This window comes from Streptomyces sp. NPDC029526 (genome assembly GCF_040637405.1).
Classification (GTDB): Bacteria; Actinomycetota; Actinomycetes; order Streptomycetales; family Streptomycetaceae; genus Streptomyces.
The window spans coordinates 23,469-42,375 of record NZ_JBEZWE010000004.1; the positions used below are offsets into that span (position 1 = coordinate 23,469).

The window sequence follows — 18,907 nt, forward strand, 5'->3', positions numbered from 1 at the left end:
CGATGGCGCCGGGCAAATAGGATCAAACGATCTGCCACCATACGCACCCGGCCCCCCTCAAAGCAAACCGCTTCCCCCGTGCGGAAAGGAATCGCAGGTCAGGCCGTCAACCTGACGGGGGCCCGGATCCCTCGTACGGGGCGGCGCCTCCATGTCACCTCGGCAGGCCGCACCGTGCCGTGCCACACCACGATCCCCGTCCCGACGCGCCCACCGCGCCCGACGCGCCCGCGCGCCCGCCGCGCCCGCCACGGTCCGCCCGCCGCCCTCGGCGCTCCGGCCGTCCCCGCTGACGCCGTCCCCGCTGATGCCGTCCCCCTACGCCGGCGCGCCCGCCCGCGGTGCCGGTTCCCGCTGCTCCAGCTGGGTGTCCGGCGGTTCGTGCGCCGACGAGGAGGGCTCCGCGGCCGTCGGTTCCGCCGGCGGGGGCGGTTCGGGCGCCGGGTCGGTCGGCTGCGCGTCCGGGCTGCGGGACGGGGCGGGCTGCGCCGGGCCGTCCGCAGGGGGCCGCGCCGGCCCGCCGGGGCCGGTGTCCCCGGGCTCCGGCCTGCTCGCCGACGCCGACGGCGAGGCGCCGGCGCCGGGGGACTCGCCGTCCTTGCGCTTCTTGTCCTTGCCACCCTTGCCCTTCCCGTCCCCGCCGCTCCCGCGGGTCCCGTCGCCCGACGCCGCGCCGTGCCCGGCGGGACCGCCGCCCGACACCGCCCGCCCCTCGCCCGGAGCGTCGTCGCCCCGCTGCCCGGCCGACCGGGACGGTCCGGCGCTCCCGTCGGCCCCGTCGGCGCCGACACTCATGCAGCCGGCGGCAGCGGCGACGGCGACCAGCGTGGCGGCCAGACGGGCGGGTACGTACAAGCGGCGCACGGGGCCACCTCCGTGGGGAGTTCTGGGTCGACAGGCCCAACTCCCGGCACCCGCAGGAGGACACGCGCGGGGCGCACAAGTGACCTATCCGTAGCCGAGGGCGTGCAGCCGGGCGTCGTCGATCCCGAAGTGGTGCGCGATCTCGTGCACCACGGTGATCTCCGCCTCGGCGACCACGTCCTCCCGGGACTCGCACATCCGCAGCGTCGGCATCCGGTAGATGGTGATGCGGTCCGGCAGCACTCCGGCGTACCACTCCCCGCGTTCGGTGAGGGGCGTGCCCTCGTACAGGCCGAGCAGCTCCGGGTCGTCCGCCGGTGGCTCGTCCTCGACGAACACCGCCACGTTGTCCATCAGCCGCGTCAGCTCCGGCGGGATCCGGTCCAACGCCTCGGCGACCAGCTCCTCGAACTCCTCGCGTGTCATCTCCAGCACACCGCCATTGTCGTCCACGCCCCGTCCGTGCGAGTCACACCCGCACCTCGCATATCCGTCGGCCGACATGGGCATACGGCATCAATGGCCCGCGTTCCCGCCGCCGTGTCGACCGTGCTCCGCCGCGCCCGGAGCGCGCCACGCTCCCTCCTCCGCCGTTCCCGACGCCGCCGCTCCGCGGCCGCGGTGGAGCTCGCCCCCCGCCGGCACCCCTGGGCGCGGGCCCTGGGCCTCGTGGCGGTGGTGCTGGTGGGGGCCTGGCTCGGGCTCCTCGTGGTGGGCAATGTGCGGGTGCCCGTCGGGCCCATGGACACGACCATGACCCTGCGCCCCTCCTTCACCGGCGGCACGAAGATCAACGTCTCGCCGCTGGGCGCGCTGCAGCTCGACAGCCACACCGCTCCCGTGCGTCTCGACGTCAACGTGGACCAGCTGGACCCGGAGCGCGCCCAGGCCCTCGTCGACCACCCCGAGCGCATCTCCGGGCTCCAGGACGAGGTGACCCGGGACGTCAGCACCGGCACGGCCGACCTCGCCGTGCGCTCCTGCATCGCCGTGGTGACGGGTGCCACCGCCCTGGGCCTGATCGTCTACCGCCGTCCGCGCAGGGCCCTGGCCGCCGGAGGGCTGGCGTTCGCCCTGCTGGCGGCCTCCGGCGGGACCGCCTACGCCACCTGGAACCCGGACTCCGTCCTGGAGCCGCGGTTCTCGGGCCTGCTGTCGTCCGCCCCGTCGCTGGTCGGCGACGCGCGCAGCATCGTCACCGAGTTCGACGTCTACCAGCAGGAGCTGGCCCGCCTGGTCACCAACGTGACCAAGCTCTACGACGCCACGTCCACCCTGCCCACCTACCAGCCCGACCCGACCACCATCCGGGTGCTGCACGTCTCCGACATCCACCTCAACCCGGCGAGCTGGGCGATCATCGGCTCGCTGGTGAAGCAGTACCGGGTGGACGTCATCGTCGACACCGGCGACACCATGGACCACGGCACCGCCGCCGAGAACGGCTTCCTCGACCCCATCGAGAACCTCGGCGCCCCCTACGTCTGGGTCCGCGGCAACCACGACTCCCGGGTCACCCAGAGCTATCTGGAGGACCTGAAGAACGTGCACGTCCTGGACGACGGCCGGGCCGAGTCCATCGCCGGCCTGCGCTTCGCCGGCATCGGCGACCCGCAGTTCACCCCCGACCGTTCCAAGACCAAGGGCGCCGAGGAGTCCCAGGAGCTGGCCGGGGCCCGTCTCGCCTCCGCGCTGCGCGACCAGGCGGCGGCCGGCACGCCGGTGGACGTGGCCCTCGCCCACGAACCGACCGCGGCACGCGAGGTGGACGGCACCGTGCCGCTGGTCCTCGCCGGCCACTACCACCGTCAGGACATGGAGGTCATGAAGTACGGCACCCGGCTGCGGATCGAGGGGTCGACCGGCGGCAGCGGACTGCGCGCCGTCGAGGGCGAGCACCCGGACCCGATCGAGACGTCGATCCTCTACTTCGACCGGGACACCCGCCGGCTGCAGGCGTGGGACTCCATCAAGTTGGGCGGGCTCGGTCTGACGACGGCCGAGGTGAGCCGCCATCTGCCCGAGGAGAACCAGCCGGGTGCGGACTCCCCGTCTCCGTCGGGCTCACCCTCGGCCTCCCCCTCGTCCACCCCCTCACCGGCCCCCACCCCGGCGCCCTCGCCGTCCCGTCCGTCCCCGCCCGCGACCCGCCCGACGGCCACCCCGTAAACCGTTTTGGCGATAGGTCCCGCCATCCCATATGCTTCTCACGTCCCCGACGCGCTGAGAAGCGCCCAGGCGGGCCGATAGCCCTCATCGTCTAGCGGCCTAGGACGCCGCCCTTTCAAGGCGGTAGCACGGGTTCGAATCCCGTTGGGGGCACGCACCACCCTGTGCGACACTGTCGTACGACACGCTTGGTCCTGTGGAGCAGTTTGGAGTGCTCGCCACCCTGTCAAGGTGGAGGCCGCGGGTTCAAATCCCGTCAGGACCGCTGGTGTTTCACGTGAAACATCGCGGCTGGGTAGCTCAGTTGGTACGAGCGTCCGCCTGAAAAGCGGAAGGTCGCCGGTTCGACCCCGGCCCCAGCCACAGCAAAGGCCCCGATCACCGATCGGGGCCTTGTTGCGTCCCCCGGGTCCTGCGGCCCGGCTCCCCGGCAAAACCGTTGGCCGCGTATTTCCGCGGGATGAGATCCTGGAATCCGTATGTCTACGCACCCTGCCCCCGCTCTCGGTTCCCTCGCCTCCCGCCTCGCCGACCTGTCGCTGCGCGACGCGCACCGGCTCGGCCGGCGGCTGGAGGGCGCCCGCAAGATCCGCAAGCCCGAGGCCCGTGCCGCCGTGCTCGCGGAGATCGAGACGGAGGTCACCGGGGCCGAGGAGCGCATGGCCACGCGCCGCTCGCGCGTGCCCGAGGTGCGGTATCCGGAGCAGCTGCCGGTCAGCCAGAAGAAGGACGAGATCGCCGAGGCGATCCGCGATCACCAGGTGGTGATCGTCGCGGGCGAGACGGGGTCCGGGAAGACCACGCAGATCCCGAAGATCTGCCTGGAACTGGGCCGCGGCGTACGGGGCATGATCGGGCACACCCAGCCCCGGCGGATCGCGGCCCGCACGGTGGCCGAGCGGGTGGCCGACGAGCTCGACTCCCCGCTCGGGGAGACCGTCGGCTGGAAGGTCCGCTTCACCGACCAGGTGAACCCCGACGCCACCTTCATCAAGCTGATGACCGACGGCATCCTGCTCGCGGAGATCCAGACCGACCGCGAGCTGCGCGCCTACGACACGATCATCATCGACGAGGCGCACGAGCGGTCCCTGAACATCGACTTCCTGCTCGGCTACCTCGCCCAGCTGCTGCCGAAGCGTCCGGACCTCAAGGTCGTCATCACCTCGGCGACCATCGACCCGGAACGCTTCTCCCGGCACTTCGGCGACGCCCCGATCATCGAGGTCAGCGGCCGGACCTACCCGGTGGAGGTGCGCTACCGCCCGCTGCTGGAGGAGGACTCCGAGGACGCGGACCGCGACCAGATCACCGCGATCACGGACGCGGTCGAGGAGCTGATGGCCGAGGGGCCCGGGGACATCCTGGTCTTCCTGTCCGGCGAGCGCGAGATCCGCGACACCGCCGACGCGCTGACGAAGAAGCGGTACCGGTCGACCGAGGTGCTGCCGCTGTACGCGCGGCTCTCCCATGCCGAGCAGCACCGCGTGTTCCAGCAGCACAGCGGCCGCAGGATCGTTCTGGCCACCAACGTGGCCGAGACCTCCCTGACCGTGCCGGGCATCAAGTACGTCATCGACCCGGGCTTCGCCCGCATCTCCCGCTACAGCCACCGCACCAAGGTGCAGCGGCTGCCCATCGAGCCCGTCTCGCAGGCCAGCGCCAACCAGCGCAAGGGCCGGTGCGGCCGGACCTCCGACGGCATCTGCATCCGGCTGTACAGCGAGGACGACTTCCTGTCCCGTCCGGAGTTCACGGACGCGGAGATCCTCCGCACCAACCTGGCCTCGGTCATCCTGCAGATGACCGCGGCCGGACTCGGCGACATCGAGAAGTTCCCCTTCATCGACCCGCCCGACCACCGCAACATCCGCGACGGCGTGCAGCTGCTCCAGGAACTGGGCGCGCTGGACGCGTCGCAGAAGGACCCGCGCAAGCGGCTCACGCAGACCGGCCGCAAGCTGGCCCAGCTGCCGGTGGACCCGCGGTTGGCCCGCATGGTGCTGGAGGCCGACCGCAACGGCTGCGTCCGCGAGGTCATGGTCATCGCCGCCGCCCTGTCCATCCAGGACCCGCGCGAACGCCCGGCCGACAAGCAGACCCAGGCCGACCAGCAGCACGCCCGCTTCCGCGACGAGACCAGCGACTTCCTCGCCTACCTGAACCTGTGGCGCTACGTGCGCGAGCAGCAGAAGGAACGGGGCTCCTCCTCGTTCCGCCGCATGTGCAAGCAGGAGTACCTCAACTTCCTGCGCATCCGCGAGTGGCAGGACATCTACACCCAGCTGCGCACGGTCGCCAAGCAGATGGGCATCCACCTCAACGACCAGGACGCCCCCGCCGACCGGATCCACGTCTCGCTGCTGGCGGGGCTGCTGTCCCACATCGGCATGAAGGACGTCAAGGAGTCCAAGGACTCCGCCCCGGCCGGCCGCAAGGACGGCGGGCGCGGCGAGTACATCGGCGCCCGCAACGCCAAGTTCGCGATCTTCCCGGGCTCCGCCCTGTTCAAGAAGCCGCCGCGGTTCGTGATGTCGGCGGAGCTGGTCGAGACGTCCCGGCTGTGGGCGCGGGTCAACGCGAAGATCGAGCCGGAGTGGGTGGAGCCGCTCGCGGAGCACCTGCTCAAGCGCACCTACAGCGAGCCGCACTGGGAGAAGGACCAGGCGGCGGTGATGGCCTACGAGAAGGTCACCCTGTACGGGGTGCCGATCGTGGCGCACCGCAAGGTGAACTACGGCCGGATCGACCCGGAGGCCTCCCGCGAGCTGTTCATCCGCCACGCCCTGGTGGAGGGCGACTGGCGCACGCACCACAAGTTCTTCGCCGACAACCGCCGGCTGCTGACCGAGGTCGAGGAACTGGAGCACCGGGCCCGCCGGCGGGACATCCTGGTCGACGACGAGACCCTCTTCGACTTCTACGAGCAGCGGGTCCCCGAACACGTCGTCTCCGGCGCCCACTTCGACTCCTGGTGGAAGCACAAGCGGCACGAACAGCCCGACTACCTGGACTTCGAGCGGGAGATGCTCATCCGGGAGTCGGCGGAGGCCGTCACCAAGGCCGACTACCCGGACACCTGGCGGCAGGGTCCGCTGAAGTTCCGGGTGACGTACCAGTTCGAGCCCGGCGCCGACGCCGACGGCGTGACCGTGCACATCCCGCTCCAGGTGCTGAACCAGGTCACCGACGAGGGCTTCGACTGGCAGATCCCCGGCCTGCGCGAACAGGTCGTCACGGAGCTGATCCGCTCCCTGCCCAAGCCGGTGCGCCGGCACTACGTCCCGGCGCCCAACTACGCCAAGGCGTTCCTGGAGCGGGCGGTCCCGCTCCAGGAACCGCTGACCGTGACGATGGCCCGCGAGCTGAAGCGCATGGTGGGCGTCCCCTTCGACGCCGAGGACTTCGACTGGTCGCGGGTCCCCGACCACCTGCGGATCACCTTCCGGATCGTCGACGAACGGCGCCGGACGCTCGCCGAGGACAAGGACCTGGAGGCGCTGCGCCTGCGGCTCAAGCCGCGCGCCCGCAAGGCGCTGAGCCGCGCCGCCGCGGCCACCGCCGAACGCAGCGGCGGCGAGTCCCTGGAACGCTCGGGGCTGACCGACTGGACCCTCGGCACGCTCACCCGGGTCTTCGAGACCCGCCGGGCCGGCCAGCCGGTCAAGGCATACCCGGCGCTGGTGGACGACGGCGACACCGTGTCGGTGCGGCTGTTCGACACCGAGGCCGAGCAGCAGGAGGCGATGTGGAAGGGCACCCGCCGCCTCATCCTGCGCAACATCCCGGTCAACCCCGCGAAGTTCGCATCCGAAAAGCTGACGAACCAGCAGAAGCTGGCGCTGTCCGCGAATCCGCACGGTTCGATGCAGGCGCTGTTCGACGACTGCGCCATGGCGGCGGCGGACCGGCTGATCGCCGACTTCGGCGGGCCGGTGTGGGACGAGGAGTCCTACCGCAAGCTGTTCGACCGGGTGCGCGCCGAGATCGTGGACACCACCGTCCGGGCGGTGGGGCAGGTGCAGCAGGTGCTGGCCGCCTGGCAGGCGTGCGAGCGACGGCTGAAGTCGGTCCGCAGCCCGGCGCTCCTGGCGAACCTGCGGGACGTGCGGGAGCAGTTGGACGCGTTGGTGCGGCCGGGCTTCGTGACGTCCGCCGGCCTGCGCAGGCTGCCGGACCTGATGCGCTATCTGGTGGCCGCCGACCGGCGTCTCCAGCAGATGCCGGCCAACGTCCAGCGGGACACCACCCGTATGGAGAAGGTCCGGGAGATGCAGGACGAGTACGCGTGGCTGCTGGAGCAGATGCCCCAGGGCCGCCCGGTTCCGCAGCAGGTGCGGGACGTCCGGTGGATGATCGAGGAGCTGCGGGTCAGCTACTTCGCGCACGCGCTGGGCACCGCGCACCCCGTCTCGGACAAGCGGATCATCAAGGCGATCGACGCGCTGGCACCGTGACGATGCGGCCACCCAGGGTGAGTTCGACCAGGCGGCCACCCTCCTGTACAGTCTCTTTTCGCAGCGCAGAGAGGTGAACGCGCCGCACACCTGGTCCTGTGGAGCAGTTTGGAGTGCTCGCCACCCTGTCAAGGTGGAGGCCGCGGGTTCAAATCCCGTCAGGACCGCATCACCGAGAAGGCCCGCGCCCGTGAGGGACGCGGGCCTTCCGCGTGTCCGCCCCGGACCGTCCCTCGGCTTGACCGCTCCTCGGCCGGACCGTCCTTCGGCTTGGGGCGCCGGCGCTGTCCGCCCATCTCCCGCGCCTTCCGCGCCTCCCGCGCCCATCGCCCGCAGCCGCGTTCGGCCGGGTCCGGCCCGCGTCCGGCCCGAGTCCGGCACCGGGAGGGCGCCCGTGCGGGACCACCGTGGCCCGCATCCGGCCGGTGCGAGTACCCCCGCGGCCACCGCCGGTCGGCGTCGCCGTGGCCGCCGCACCCCACACCCCACACCGCCCCTCCAGCACCGGTGCCGACGTCAGCGCCCGGCGATCCCGAACGCCGGCGATCCCGCACGCCGTGACCCTGCCGGCCCGGAACTCCTCACTCCGCACACTCCACACACACCGTGCACCGCGCACCGCGCACCGCGCACTCAGCACCCCGACGCCTCCCGGCCCGGTCGCCTCCGCACGCAGGGCACCCGGGGCACGGAGGCAACTCCCCGCCTTTCTCCACCCCCTCCACCCCTCCCCCGCCCCTCTCCCGCCCTTCCCACCCCACGCCCCGTCAGAAGCGCCGCCGAGCACGGCTAGACCGCCCTACGCTCCCCCTTCACCACCCCTCGCTCCCGCTGCCACGTCCGACGTGACACCACCCTGGGCGCCCCCAGGCCCACCGACCGCCGCCCGACCGGCCACCCGGCCCCGTGGCGCCCGCGTACGGCCCTCTGGGCGTCTTGACGGGACCTCTTCCGCTCGGTAGTCCAGAAGGCAGGGACCGCTTTCCGTGCGGCCCTCTGGAGGTGGCGCATGGCGGCTTCGGCGAGGCACGAGACGCGGGCGCTGCTCCGCGCGCACCTGTCGGCCGCGTCGGGGTACCGGCACGTCACCCGCCACTGCCCGATCTGTCATCGCCTGCTGCGGCTGGCGATGGACTCCGCACCCCGCTCCGCCGGCCCTCCGGCGCACGCGGCGACGACTGAACCGGAGGCGGACCGTTCCGCCTCTGCCGAGGCCGAGTTGGCGCCCACCGAGCCCAAGACCCGGCCCTGATAGCGCATATGCCAGCGGCCCGACAAGCCAGTCGGTATGTGACGGGTGTCACCGTATGAGTTTTGGGAAGTGTGGCACTTACCCTCGCCCTACAACGGGTCGATTTAATATGTGCAATTGCACTACCCGGAGCACGGGAGTCATGACTCCGCTCCGTCACCGGAGGGCCGGGCGCACCCGCGCCCCGGAGGGCCTCACCGGCACCCGGAGAGCCCTGCGGCGGGGCCCGCACCCCCGCCCCTCCACCCGGCGGCCACCTCGGCCGCCGAGCCCACGAACCGCCCCGCGAGGGCCGGTTGGGCTCCGCCCCCGCTCCGCACACACCCGCGCGGGAGCGCACAAAAAAGATCGCGCTGGACCCGGCGGGAGTCCAGCGCGATCGACGACGCACCCGTGTTCAGTTGCCTGGGAAGCCCTGGAGGGCTTGGGCGAGGGGACTGTTGGGGCAGTCCCCGCGTCGCTTGGAGCTGTGGTTCCGGGCGCTTCGGCGGGTTTGGGGACCAGCCGGTTTGCCCAGGTCAATCAGTTGTTCAGGCCTCGCTGCGCTGCTGCGGAATGCCCGCGAGCAGGGCGCGGACCTCGGCTTCGCGGTAGCGGCGGTGCCCGCCGAGCGTGCGGATCGACGTGAGCTTGCCGGCCTTCGCCCAGCGCGTGACCGTCTTGGGGTCGACGCGGAACATGGTGGCGACCTCAGCCGGGGTCAGCAGCGGCTCGGCATCAGGGGTGCGAGCGGTCATGAGCGGCCTCCTCGGGAGAACCGAACCTTCTCGGTTCTTTCCTTTAAATTCTGCACCTTGACCCGCGTTGCCCGAAATGGCGGACGCGAGTCGAGTCGGTTATAGGACGAACGGCTTGTCCTCGGCACTACAACTACACCATCTGTCCAGCCGCGTCGGCCAAACCGATGGAATTGCCCTCCCAGGTGTTCATCAGCCGCGGAAGCCGATGGACCATGCCATAGCGGACAGTCACGCCGCTGTGACGATCAGTCACAGGACGATCAGGAGTCACCAGACCCCCCAAAGCGTGCAATGCTGAGAATCCGCCCATGATGGAGCACAGCAGGACGGAGGAGTCCTCCCCGGACTCCTTGTCCTATTTTGGCATGAGGGTGGGCAACCGGCGCAAGGGTCCCGTACGTGCGGTCCGTCACGCTTGACACGCTTGGGATGTACGCCCGGATCGGCCTCTACGTCCGTTGTCGGATCCGCGTCGGAGTCCACCGGACCGACGACGCGTCACCTCAGGGCGATGACAGAACACCAAGACGGGCGTCAGGTCAAACGTCAGTTCGCGGACCGCAGATCGCGCACCGACCGCCACCGCTCCACCAGCCGCGCGTACGCGGCCCCGGCCCGCTCCCCGTCGCCGCGGCGGAGCGCCGCGATGCCCTCGGCCACGTCCGCCGCCGAGTGGTCCGCCTCCAGCGTCCCCGCCGGCAGGGCGTGCACCAGTCCGCCGTAGTCCAGCTCGACCAGCGAGCGGGGGTGGAACTCCTCCAGCCAGCGCCCGATGTCGACCAGCCCGTCGATCAGCGGCCCCTCGTCCACGGCGTCCTTCAGCGCCCGCAGTCCCCGGGCGACCCGGCGCCGGGCCTCCACCATCGGCGTCCGGTAGCGCAGTACCGGTGCCTCGTCGGCCGTGCCCTTGGTGTACTCGCGCTCCTCGTCGGAGACCAGCACGAACCAGTTGATCGGCACCTGCCAGGTCGCCGTGCGGATCCAGGGCCGGGCGTCCGGGTGCTCGGTGAGCCAGCGCTCGTAGTCGCGCACCGCCTGGTGGCGGACCACCGGGGGCAGCAGGGCGTCCAGGACCGGCAGCGGGAAGTCCTCGGCGAGTTCGCCCAGGGCCTGCCAGCCGCGCAGCCGGGTGCGCCACGGGCAGACCCGGATCTCGCCGTCCTCCTCGAGCACGAACGCGTCGTCGCTCTCGTGAACGGGAACCGGCACCGGGGGCGTCGGGACGAGGTCGGTCAGCGCCCGGCGCAGCTCGTCCTGGCAGGAGGGGCGGTCGGGGCGGCGGGCGTAGCGGGTCCAGTGGCCGCGTTCCGGCTCCGGGAAGGCGGCCAGCGGTTCGTAGACGCGCAGGTAGGTCGCGTAGGGGACGATCACCGAGGTCACCTTGGGCACGCCTGGTCCCTCCCCCGCGCACTGCGTCGAAAACCTTCGGACACGACACCTCCGCAGCCGGGAAACCCGGCAAATCGTCGCACGGCGGTACTCCGGTCGGAGGTGATCCCCGCCACGGTGCCGCCGAACCGCCCGACAGGCTCTAACCTCATGCTCACGACCCCCGCCGCCTCCCCGCTGCCACAAGCAAGGGGGGACCCCAGGGAGTCCCGTCCCACCCGCCGCTACTTACTCAGGAGTCACCACCGTGACCGACGTATCTGACGGCGTCCTGCACACCCTGTTCCGTTCGGACCAGGGGGGTCATGAGCAAGTCGTGCTCTGTCAGGACCGTGCCAGCGGCCTCAAGGCCGTCATCGCCATCCACTCCACCGCCCTGGGCCCCGCCCTGGGCGGTACGCGCTTCTACCCGTACGCCTCCGAGGCGGAGGCCGTCGCCGACGCGCTGAACCTCGCGCGCGGGATGTCGTACAAGAACGCCATGGCCGGGCTCGAACACGGCGGCGGCAAGGCCGTGATCATCGGCGACCCGGAGCAGCTGAAGAGCGAGGAACTGCTGCTGGCCTACGGCCGGTTCGTGGCCTCGCTGGGCGGCCGGTACGTCACCGCGTGCGACGTCGGCACCTACGTGTCGGACATGGACGTCGTCGCGCGGGAGTGCCGCTGGACGACCGGGCGCTCCCCCGAGAACGGCGGCGCGGGCGACTCCTCCGTGCTCACCTCCTTCGGCGTCTACCAGGGCATGCGGGCCTCGGCCCAGCACCTGTGGGGCGACCCCTCGCTGCGGGACCGCAAGGTCGGGGTCGCCGGCGTCGGCAAGGTCGGTCACCACCTGGTGGAGCACCTGCGCGCGGAGGGCGCCGAGGTCGTGATCACGGACGTGCGCGAGGACGCGGTGCGCCGGGTCCTGGACCGGCACCCGCAGGGCGTCACCGCCGTGGCCGACACGGCGGAGCTGATCCGGACCGAGGGCCTGGACATCTACGCCCCGTGCGCGCTCGGCGGCGCGCTGGACGACGACACCGTGCCCGTCCTGACCGCCAAGGTGGTCTGCGGCGCGGCCAACAACCAGCTCGCCCACCCGGGCGTGGAGAAGGACCTCGCCGACCGCGGGATCCTCTACGCGCCGGACTACGTGGTGAACGCGGGCGGGGTCATCCAGGTCGCCGACGAGCTCCACGGCTTCGACTTCGACCGGTGCAAGGAGAAGGCGTCGAAGATCTTCGACACCACGCTCGCGATATTCGCACGTGCGAAGTCGGACGGCATTCCGCCGGCCGCGGCGGCCGACCGGATCGCCGAGCAGCGGATGGCGGAGGCACGCGCGGGACGGTGAGGCGGGACGTGCGGGGCGGCCGTCCGCACCCGTCTCGCACGTCTGACCGGTACCCGCCGGGACGCACTTCGAGAGAACTCTCACTTCTCCCGGCGGGTCGAGCGCCGATAAGTGGCTAAAATCGCGTTTGACCAGCGAGGACGAGGGCCCTCGGAGGTCCTGGGCACGGGCACGTCATGCGGGCGACGTACCGGATGGGCGCGGGCTCAGGTACCGTGGAAGCCACTACGGACCGGTCTCTCCGAGGAGAGTCCGTTCCGGACCATGAACGCGTGTCAAGACTCTGGGGCCGTCGAGCCCCGTCGTTGAGGGGGTCGAGCCATGGGGCGCGGCCGGGCCAAGGCCAAGCAGACGAAGGTCGCCCGCCAGCTGAAGTACAACAGCGGTGGGACTGACCTCACACGCCTGGCCGAGGAGCTGGGCGCATCGACATCGAACACATCACCGACCAACGGTGATCACTTCGAGGCCGATGAGCATGACGACGACCTGTACGCACGGTACGCCGACCTCTATGAGGACGACGCGCAGGACGAGGACGGCCAGTCCTCGCAGCAACGTCGCGGCGCTTGACCTTGCACTGAGCAGCAGACCGGTCGGTGACGGAAGTCACCGGCCGGCTTCTGTGCTACCCGGGTTCGGGCTGCCCGCACCGTCCGTGCGGGCAGCCCGCCCGGGTGCTCAGGTCGCGTAGTCACTCACCAGGGCGGCGCCCGTCGGGCGGTCGCCCCGTTCGGTGATCTCGCCGGCGACCCAGGCGTCCACGCCGCGGTCGCCCAGTGTCGCCAGGGCCACCTCGGTGGACTCCTGGGGCACGATCGCGATCATGCCGACGCCCATGTTCAGCGTCTTCTCCAGTTCCAGGCGCTCGACCGATCCGGTCCGGCCGACCAGGTCGAACACCGGGCCGGGCGTCCAGGTCGAACGGTCGACCACCGCGTGCAGCCCGTCCGGCACGACCCGGGCCAGGTTGGCCGCGAGCCCGCCGCCGGTGACGTGGCTGAAGGCGTGCACCTCGGTGGTGCGCAGCAGCGCCAGGCAGTCCAGCGAGTAGATCTTGGTCGGCTCCAGCAGTTCCTCGCCGAGGGTGCGGCCGAACTCCTCGATCCGGCTCTCCAGGGCCAGGCCGGCCTGGTTCAGCAGCACGTGCCGGACCAGGGAGTACCCGTTGGAGTGGAGTCCGGAGGCGGCCATGGCGATCACCGCGTCACCCGAACGGATGCGGTCGGCGCCGAGCATCCGGTCGGCCTCCACCACGCCCGTGCCGGCCCCGGCGACGTCGAAGTCGTCCTCGCCCAGCAGGCCCGGGTGCTCGGCGGTCTCGCCGCCGACCAGGGCGCAGCCGGCAAGCACGCAGCCCTCGGCGATGCCCTTGACGATCGCGGCGACCCGCTCGGGGTGGACCTTGCCGACGCAGATGTAGTCGGTCATGAACAGCGGCTCGGCGCCGCACACCACGATGTCGTCCATCACCATGGCGACCAGGTCGTGGCCGATGGTGTCGTAGACGCCCATCCGGCGGGCGATGTCGACCTTGGTGCCCACACCGTCGGTGGCGGAGGCCAGCAGGGGGCGGTCGAACCGCTTGAGGGCGGAGGCGTCGAAGAGGCCGGCGAAACCGCCGAGGCCGCCGAGGACCTCGGGGCGCTGGGCCTTCTTCACCCACTCCTTCATCAGGTCGACCGCGCGGTCGCCGGCTTCGATGTCGACGCCTGCGGCCGCGTAACTAGCGCCGCCCCCGGCAAGGGATGTCTCGGACATGGAGGTGAGAGCTTTCGTGTCGTACGGCAGGGCTTACGGGCGGCGGATCGCGTCGACCGCGGCCGGGGCGGCCGTACCGGCGGCCAGCTCCGTCTCCAGCAGCTGCTTGCCGAGGAGCTCCGGGTCGGGCAGGTCCATCGGGTACTCGCCGTCGAAGCAGGCACGGCACAGGTTCGGCTTGGCGATGGTGGTCGCCTCGATCATGCCGTCGATGGAGATGTACGCCAGGGAGTCGGCGCCCAGGGAGGTGCCGATCTCGTCGATCGTCATGCCGTTGGCGATGAGCTCGGCGCGGGTGGCGAAGTCGATGCCGAAGAAGCAGGGCCACTTCACGGGCGGCGAGGAGATCCGGATGTGGACCTCGGCCGCGCCGGCCTCGCGGAGCATGCGGACCAGGGCGCGCTGGGTGTTGCCGCGGACGATCGAGTCGTCGACCACGACCAGCCGCTTGCCCTTGATCACTTCCTTGAGCGGATTCAGCTTCAAGCGAATGCCGAGCTGCCGGATCGTCTGCGACGGCTGGATGAACGTCCGTCCGACGTAGGCGTTCTTCACCAGTCCGGCGCCGAACGGGATGCCCGACGCCTCCGCGTAGCCGATGGCGGCCGGGGTGCCGGACTCCGGGGTCGGTATCACCAGGTCGGCCTCGGCGGGTGCCTCGGCGGCCAGGCGGCGGCCCATCTCGACGCGCGACAGATAGACGTTCCGGCCGGCGATGTCGGTGTCCGGGCGGGCCAGGTACACGTACTCGAAGACACAGCCCTTCGGCTTTGCGTCAGCGAATCGCGAACTGCGGAGGCCGTTCTCGTCGATGGCGACGAACTCGCCCGGCTCGATCTCCCGGACGTAGCTGGCGCCGCAGATGTCCAGGGCGGCGGACTCGGAGGCCACCACCCAGCCGCGCTCCAGCCGGCCGAGCACCAGCGGTCGGATGCCCTGCGGGTCGCGGGCCGCGTAGAGGGTGCCCTCGTCCATGAAGACGAGGCTGAAGGCGCCCTTGACCTGCGGGAGGACGACGTGCGCCGCCTGCTCCACGGTCACCGGCTCGCCGTCGGCGGCGCGCTGGCCCGCCAACAGGGCGGTGATCAGGTCGGTGTCGTTGGTGGCCGCCACCTTGGGGGCGCGGCCGTTCTCCTTGGGCAGCTCCGCGACCAGCTCGGCGAGCTCCGCCGTGTTGACCAGGTTGCCGTTGTGGCCGAGCGCGATCGATCCGTGCGCGGTGGCGCGGAAGGTCGGCTGGGCGTTCTCCCACACCGAGGCACCGGTGGTCGAGTAGCGGGCGTGTCCGACCGCGATGTGGCCCTGGAGGGAGCCGAGGGAGGTCTCGTCGAAGACCTGGGAGACCAGGCCCATGTCCTTGAAGACGAGGATCTGGGAGCCGTTGCTGACCGCGATTCCCGCGGATTCCTGGCCCCGATGCTGGAGGGCGTAGAGCCCGAAGTACGTGAGCTTGGCGACCTCTTCGCCCGGAGCCCAGACACCGAAGACGCCGCAGGCGTCCTGGGGGCCCTTCTCTCCGGGGAGCAGGTCGTGGTTGAGTCGTCCGTCACCACGTGGCACGGAACCGAGTGTAGGCGAGGTCGACCACTGGTCCGAATTGGGGATCCTGGACGTGCGGTGGGTCACCCGGTGGCGAAGGCCGGCACCTCGACGCCGTCGTCGCTGGTCAGCGTGAGGTTCCGGTACTCGATCCGGTAGGCGGCGCGGCCGTCGAAGAGCCTCAGCACCCGCTCCTCGACGTCCATGAGTGAGCCTTCGCACATCATTCGGGTCGTGGACGGGGCGCCGAGGGTGATATGGCCGTCGCGCACCGTGGCGTCGGCGCTCACGTGGTTGCACCCCGCGCTGCCGGAGACGGTGCCCTCCTCCCGGTCGAAGGTGAGGTGGGCCCGGCCGTCGGCGCCGGGGAGCGCGAGGCTCCACTTCGTGCCGTGCAGCGGTGCGTGCCCGGCCCGGCTGAGCCGGACGGACGTGCCGTCCTCCGTGGTGAGGGTCAGCTGGTCACCACGGACGCGTATGCCGAGCGGGCCCCGCTCCAGCACGGCGCCGAGACGGCGCTCGAACTCCCTCAGCGGCTCGGGGCACGCCTGCGCGGTGGACTCGGTCCGCAACCGGATCCGGTCCCCCTCGAAGCCGGCGTCGCCCCGGAACCGGTTGCACCCGTAGCTGCCCTCGGCCCGGCCGCCCTCCTCGACCGTCAGGTGGGCGTCGGCGGGCGCGCGCAGGGTGCGGCCGCCCTCCGTCACGCTGTCCACGCTCCAGCGCACGCCGGTCAGCGGCGGCGCGGCCCGCACGCTGTCGCTGCCGCCCGGGCCCGCCTGTTCGCCGCCGCAGGCCGCGGCGAACGGGAGGAGCACGGCGACGGCGGCCGTCGTGAGCGCTCGGTGCCGGCGCCTCGGTGCGTCCATGTCCGTTCGACGGAGCCGGGGAACGGCCGGTTCCCCCTGCCCCCGTTCCCCCCTGCCCCGGCTCACCCGGCCGGCGACGGGGACGGCGCCGGGCTCACCCGGTCAACGGCAGGTAGGGCGCCAGGTCGGCGCGCTCCCCGCTCGCCCGGACGGCTCCGGCCGCGACGGCCTCCGGCCAGCCGGTCCGCCCGGTGGCCAGTCGGAGCCAGGTCAGGGGGTCGGTCTCCACGACGTTCGGCGGCGTCCCCCGGGTGTGCCGGGGACCCGCCACGCACTGCACCACCGCATGGGGCGGGATCCGCACCTCCGTCGACCCGCCGGGGGCCTTCGCGGCGAGGGCGTCGGCCAGCAGACGGGTGGCGGTGGCCACGGCCCGCCGGTCGTGGGAGATGTCCAGGCCCGGCACGGCGGCGTTCAGGTCGTCGGTGTGGACGACGAGTTCCACGGTGCGGGTGACCAGGTAGTCCGCCAGCGGCAGCGCCCCGGCGGAGGTGGGCAGGAGCCGGGTCCCGGGGTGCGTGTCCAGGTGGGCGGTGAAGCGTTCCTCGACGTCGGCGAGGTGGGCGTCCAGGTCCGGGTGCCCGGCGGCCACCGCACGGGCGGTCGCGGCGATGGCGTCCGCGTCGGCGACGATCGCGGAGGGCCAGTCGAGCAGCTGCCCGTCCTGCCGCGCGGGTTCGGGCTCGGCCAGCAGCCGGTCCACGGCGGACAGGGCCGCACCGATGTGCGCGATCAGCTCCCGTACGGTCCAGTCGCCGAGCCGGGTGGGCCCGGCGAGCTGCTCCGGGGTCAGGCCGCGGACCGCGGAGCGCACGGCGGCGAACTGGGCCAGCACCGCGGTGCGGGTCCTGACGGGGTCGTAGGAACGGGCGCGCTTCTTGGCCGGTGGCATGGCGAGAAGCCTATGCGGGGCGGGAGGGGGCGGGCCCCGGCGGTGCCTCCCGAAGGGCCGGGTCCCGGCGTCCCGCCCACCGGCCCACTGCGTCCCGGCGTCGCCCGGCCCGGCAGCGCCGCGCCCCGGCGGTCCGGTCCGGTGGCCCGCCCTGCCCCGACGGCCTGCCGGAGGCGGCGTCAGGCGGACCCGGCCGGAGCGGTGGCCGGGGCGTCGAACACCTCGCCGTTGCGCGGGACGCCGAGGCCGTGCCAGCGGAACGGGACCCCGCGCGCGGTGTCCGGGTCGGGGCCGTCCATGAGCTGGAAGTGCAGGTGGGGCTCGGTGGAGTTGCCGGAGTTGCCGCACCGGGCGACCACCTGGCCGGCGCGCACGGTGTCGCCCTCGCGGACCGTGAAGGAGCCGCGCCGCACGTGGGCGTAGGCGGCGTAGGTGCCGTCCCCGAGGTCCAGCACGAGGTGGTTGCCCAGGATCCGGCGGACGCCCGTCATCTCGCGCACCGAGCCCTCGGCCAGCATCAGGTACAGCAGCGCGGGCACGGAGCTGCGGCTGCGGTGGTCGCGCTGACCGTCGTCGGCCCGTACGACCGTGGCGTCGGCCACCGCGAGCAGCGGGGCGCCGTACGCCGGGTACTCCTCGGGGCGGCGGGTGAGCGGCCACAGCGCCGAGAAGCCGGGGCGGGAGCCCGGCTCCGGTTCGGCGAGGAGGTCGATGGCGTAGGTCTGGCCGTAGGCGTGGATCCCGTGGCTCGGCGTGCGGTCGGCCGGGCTGTTCAGCGCGGACCAGCGGCCGGTCACCGGCGGGGCGACCTCGACGGGCGGCCGGGCGGTGCCGGGGGCGTCGGGTGTACCGCCCCAGCGGTTGACCACGGTGATCAGGACGTAGGCCAGGGCGAGCGGGAGGAGGTTCCACCACACCGGGTGGTCCCAGCCGAGGCAGATGTGGGCGGTCACCAGGGCGACGCAGCTCAGCTGCAGGCCCCGGAAGGCCGTCATGGCGATCTTGCGTGCGGACATGGGTCCCCCGTGTCCTCGTCGGTGCGGTGGTCAGGGAAGCGCGGTCGTCGGGGAAGCGCGGTGGTGGGGAATCGCGGGCGTCAGGGACGGGCCGCCGACAGTGCCACCAGCAGCGGCACGACCCGGCCCGGCGGGACCTCGTGGCGTCCGCGGCCGGTGGTGTGCAGCCAGCCGGCGGCCGTGAGCTGGCGCAGGTGGTGGTAGATCTGGCCGGTGGTGCCGACCCCGTCCAGTTCGGCCAGCTCGGCCGCGGTGCGGCGGCCACCGGTGATCTCCCGTAGCAACCGCAGCCGCACGGGGTGTCCGAGCGCGGCGAACGCCTCGGCGGCCTCCTGCCAGTCGGCGTCCAGGAGCCCGGCGGTGAGGGCCCCGTGCTGCCACTCGTACTGCTTCCCGGTGGGCAGCCGGACCGCCCCGGTGAACAGCACCCCGCCGTCGGTCGCGCCCAGCCCGGCGAGCTGCTCCTTGAACCCCTGCAGGGCCCAGAAGTCGTCGTCGCCGATGCGGGGCGCGGTGCGCCGCGCCTGCGCGTTCTCCAGCGCGGCCAGCCTTCGTTCGAGGTCGGTGACCCGCTCTTCGAGTTCCACACCCAGAGATTACGGAACTACGTAATTACGTGCAAG

At 72.1% G+C, this 18,907-nt stretch carries 15 protein-coding genes and 4 tRNA genes; 9 read left to right on the forward strand and 10 right to left on the reverse strand.

The window, feature by feature from the left end; genetic code table 11:
• Positions 1–318 precede the first annotated feature (318 nt).
• Positions 319–864 carry a hypothetical protein gene (locus tag AB0F01_RS12955; protein ID WP_362093653.1) on the reverse strand — a complete coding sequence of 182 codons (546 nt, stop codon included), beginning with the start codon at positions 862–864 and terminating at the stop codon, positions 319–321.
• Between the two features lie 84 nt (positions 865–948).
• A complete protein-coding gene (locus tag AB0F01_RS12960) occupies positions 949–1,299 on the reverse strand; it encodes a metallopeptidase family protein (protein WP_362093656.1) in 351 nt (116 codons plus the stop codon).
• Positions 1,300–1,383: 84 nt separating this feature from the next.
• Here AB0F01_RS12960 and AB0F01_RS12965 point away from each other — a divergent pair, with 84 nt between their 5' ends.
• From AB0F01_RS12965 to AB0F01_RS12995, 7 genes are all read left to right on the forward strand, one after another.
• On the forward strand, positions 1,384–3,033 hold the full coding sequence (locus tag AB0F01_RS12965) for a metallophosphoesterase (RefSeq protein WP_362093659.1): 1,650 nt from the start codon (positions 1,384–1,386) through the stop codon (positions 3,031–3,033).
• A gap of 80 nt (positions 3,034–3,113) precedes the next feature.
• A tRNA-Glu gene (locus AB0F01_RS12970) sits at positions 3,114–3,186 on the forward strand.
• Between the two features lie 37 nt (positions 3,187–3,223).
• A tRNA-Asp gene (locus tag AB0F01_RS12975) sits at positions 3,224–3,298 on the forward strand.
• Between the two features lie 24 nt (positions 3,299–3,322).
• Positions 3,323–3,396: transfer RNA gene (locus AB0F01_RS12980), tRNA-Phe, on the forward strand.
• Positions 3,397–3,512: 116 nt separating this feature from the next.
• The gene (gene hrpA / locus AB0F01_RS12985; protein WP_362093661.1) at positions 3,513–7,490 is read left to right on the forward strand and encodes an ATP-dependent RNA helicase HrpA; all 3,978 of its coding nucleotides are present in this window, start codon (positions 3,513–3,515) and stop codon (positions 7,488–7,490) included.
• A 92-nt stretch (positions 7,491–7,582) separates the two neighbouring features.
• Positions 7,583–7,657: transfer RNA gene (locus AB0F01_RS12990), tRNA-Asp, on the forward strand.
• Positions 7,658–8,499: 842 nt separating this feature from the next.
• Complete coding sequence (locus AB0F01_RS12995; protein ID WP_362093664.1) at positions 8,500–8,742, forward strand: DUF6274 family protein; 243 nt, start codon at positions 8,500–8,502, stop codon at positions 8,740–8,742.
• Positions 8,743–9,272: 530 nt separating this feature from the next.
• Here AB0F01_RS12995 and bldC read toward each other — a convergent pair.
• Both bldC and AB0F01_RS13005 read right to left on the reverse strand, forming a co-directional pair.
• A complete protein-coding gene (bldC, locus tag AB0F01_RS13000) occupies positions 9,273–9,479 on the reverse strand; it encodes a developmental transcriptional regulator BldC (RefSeq protein ID WP_003949541.1) in 207 nt (68 codons plus the stop codon).
• 549 nt (positions 9,480–10,028) lie between these two features.
• Positions 10,029–10,871: a hypothetical protein gene (locus AB0F01_RS13005; protein ID WP_362093667.1), complete on the reverse strand. Its 843-nt coding sequence runs from the start codon at positions 10,869–10,871 to the stop codon at positions 10,029–10,031.
• Between the two features lie 247 nt (positions 10,872–11,118).
• Between AB0F01_RS13005 and AB0F01_RS13010 the strand changes: the two genes are divergently transcribed.
• On the forward strand, positions 11,119–12,207 hold the full coding sequence (locus AB0F01_RS13010; protein ID WP_362093669.1) for a Glu/Leu/Phe/Val dehydrogenase dimerization domain-containing protein: 1,089 nt from the start codon (positions 11,119–11,121) through the stop codon (positions 12,205–12,207).
• A 321-nt stretch (positions 12,208–12,528) separates the two neighbouring features.
• On the forward strand, positions 12,529–12,780 hold the full coding sequence (locus AB0F01_RS13015) for a DUF3073 domain-containing protein (protein WP_362093672.1): 252 nt from the start codon (positions 12,529–12,531) through the stop codon (positions 12,778–12,780).
• 108 nt (positions 12,781–12,888) lie between these two features.
• Here AB0F01_RS13015 and purM read toward each other — a convergent pair whose 3' ends face one another.
• The 6 genes from purM to AB0F01_RS13045 form a co-directional block, all read right to left on the reverse strand.
• Positions 12,889–13,968, reverse strand: coding sequence for a phosphoribosylformylglycinamidine cyclo-ligase (purM, locus tag AB0F01_RS13020; protein WP_362093674.1), 1,080 nt, complete (start codon positions 13,966–13,968; stop codon positions 12,889–12,891).
• A 33-nt stretch (positions 13,969–14,001) separates the two neighbouring features.
• Positions 14,002–15,528 (reverse strand): amidophosphoribosyltransferase, encoded by a 1,527-nt coding sequence (gene purF, locus AB0F01_RS13025; RefSeq protein WP_362093676.1) that lies wholly within the window; start codon positions 15,526–15,528, stop codon positions 14,002–14,004.
• A 62-nt stretch (positions 15,529–15,590) separates the two neighbouring features.
• Positions 15,591–16,376 carry an META domain-containing protein gene (locus AB0F01_RS13030; RefSeq protein WP_362093679.1) on the reverse strand — a complete coding sequence of 262 codons (786 nt, stop codon included), beginning with the start codon at positions 16,374–16,376 and terminating at the stop codon, positions 15,591–15,593.
• A gap of 94 nt (positions 16,377–16,470) precedes the next feature.
• The gene (locus tag AB0F01_RS13035) at positions 16,471–17,268 is read right to left on the reverse strand and encodes a sterol carrier family protein (RefSeq protein WP_362093681.1); all 798 of its coding nucleotides are present in this window, start codon (positions 17,266–17,268) and stop codon (positions 16,471–16,473) included.
• A gap of 179 nt (positions 17,269–17,447) precedes the next feature.
• Positions 17,448–18,284 (reverse strand): M23 family metallopeptidase, encoded by an 837-nt coding sequence (locus tag AB0F01_RS13040; protein ID WP_362093682.1) that lies wholly within the window; start codon positions 18,282–18,284, stop codon positions 17,448–17,450.
• An 80-nt stretch (positions 18,285–18,364) separates the two neighbouring features.
• Complete coding sequence (locus tag AB0F01_RS13045) at positions 18,365–18,871, reverse strand: winged helix-turn-helix domain-containing protein (protein ID WP_362093685.1); 507 nt, start codon at positions 18,869–18,871, stop codon at positions 18,365–18,367.
• Positions 18,872–18,907: the final 36 nt, after the last annotated feature.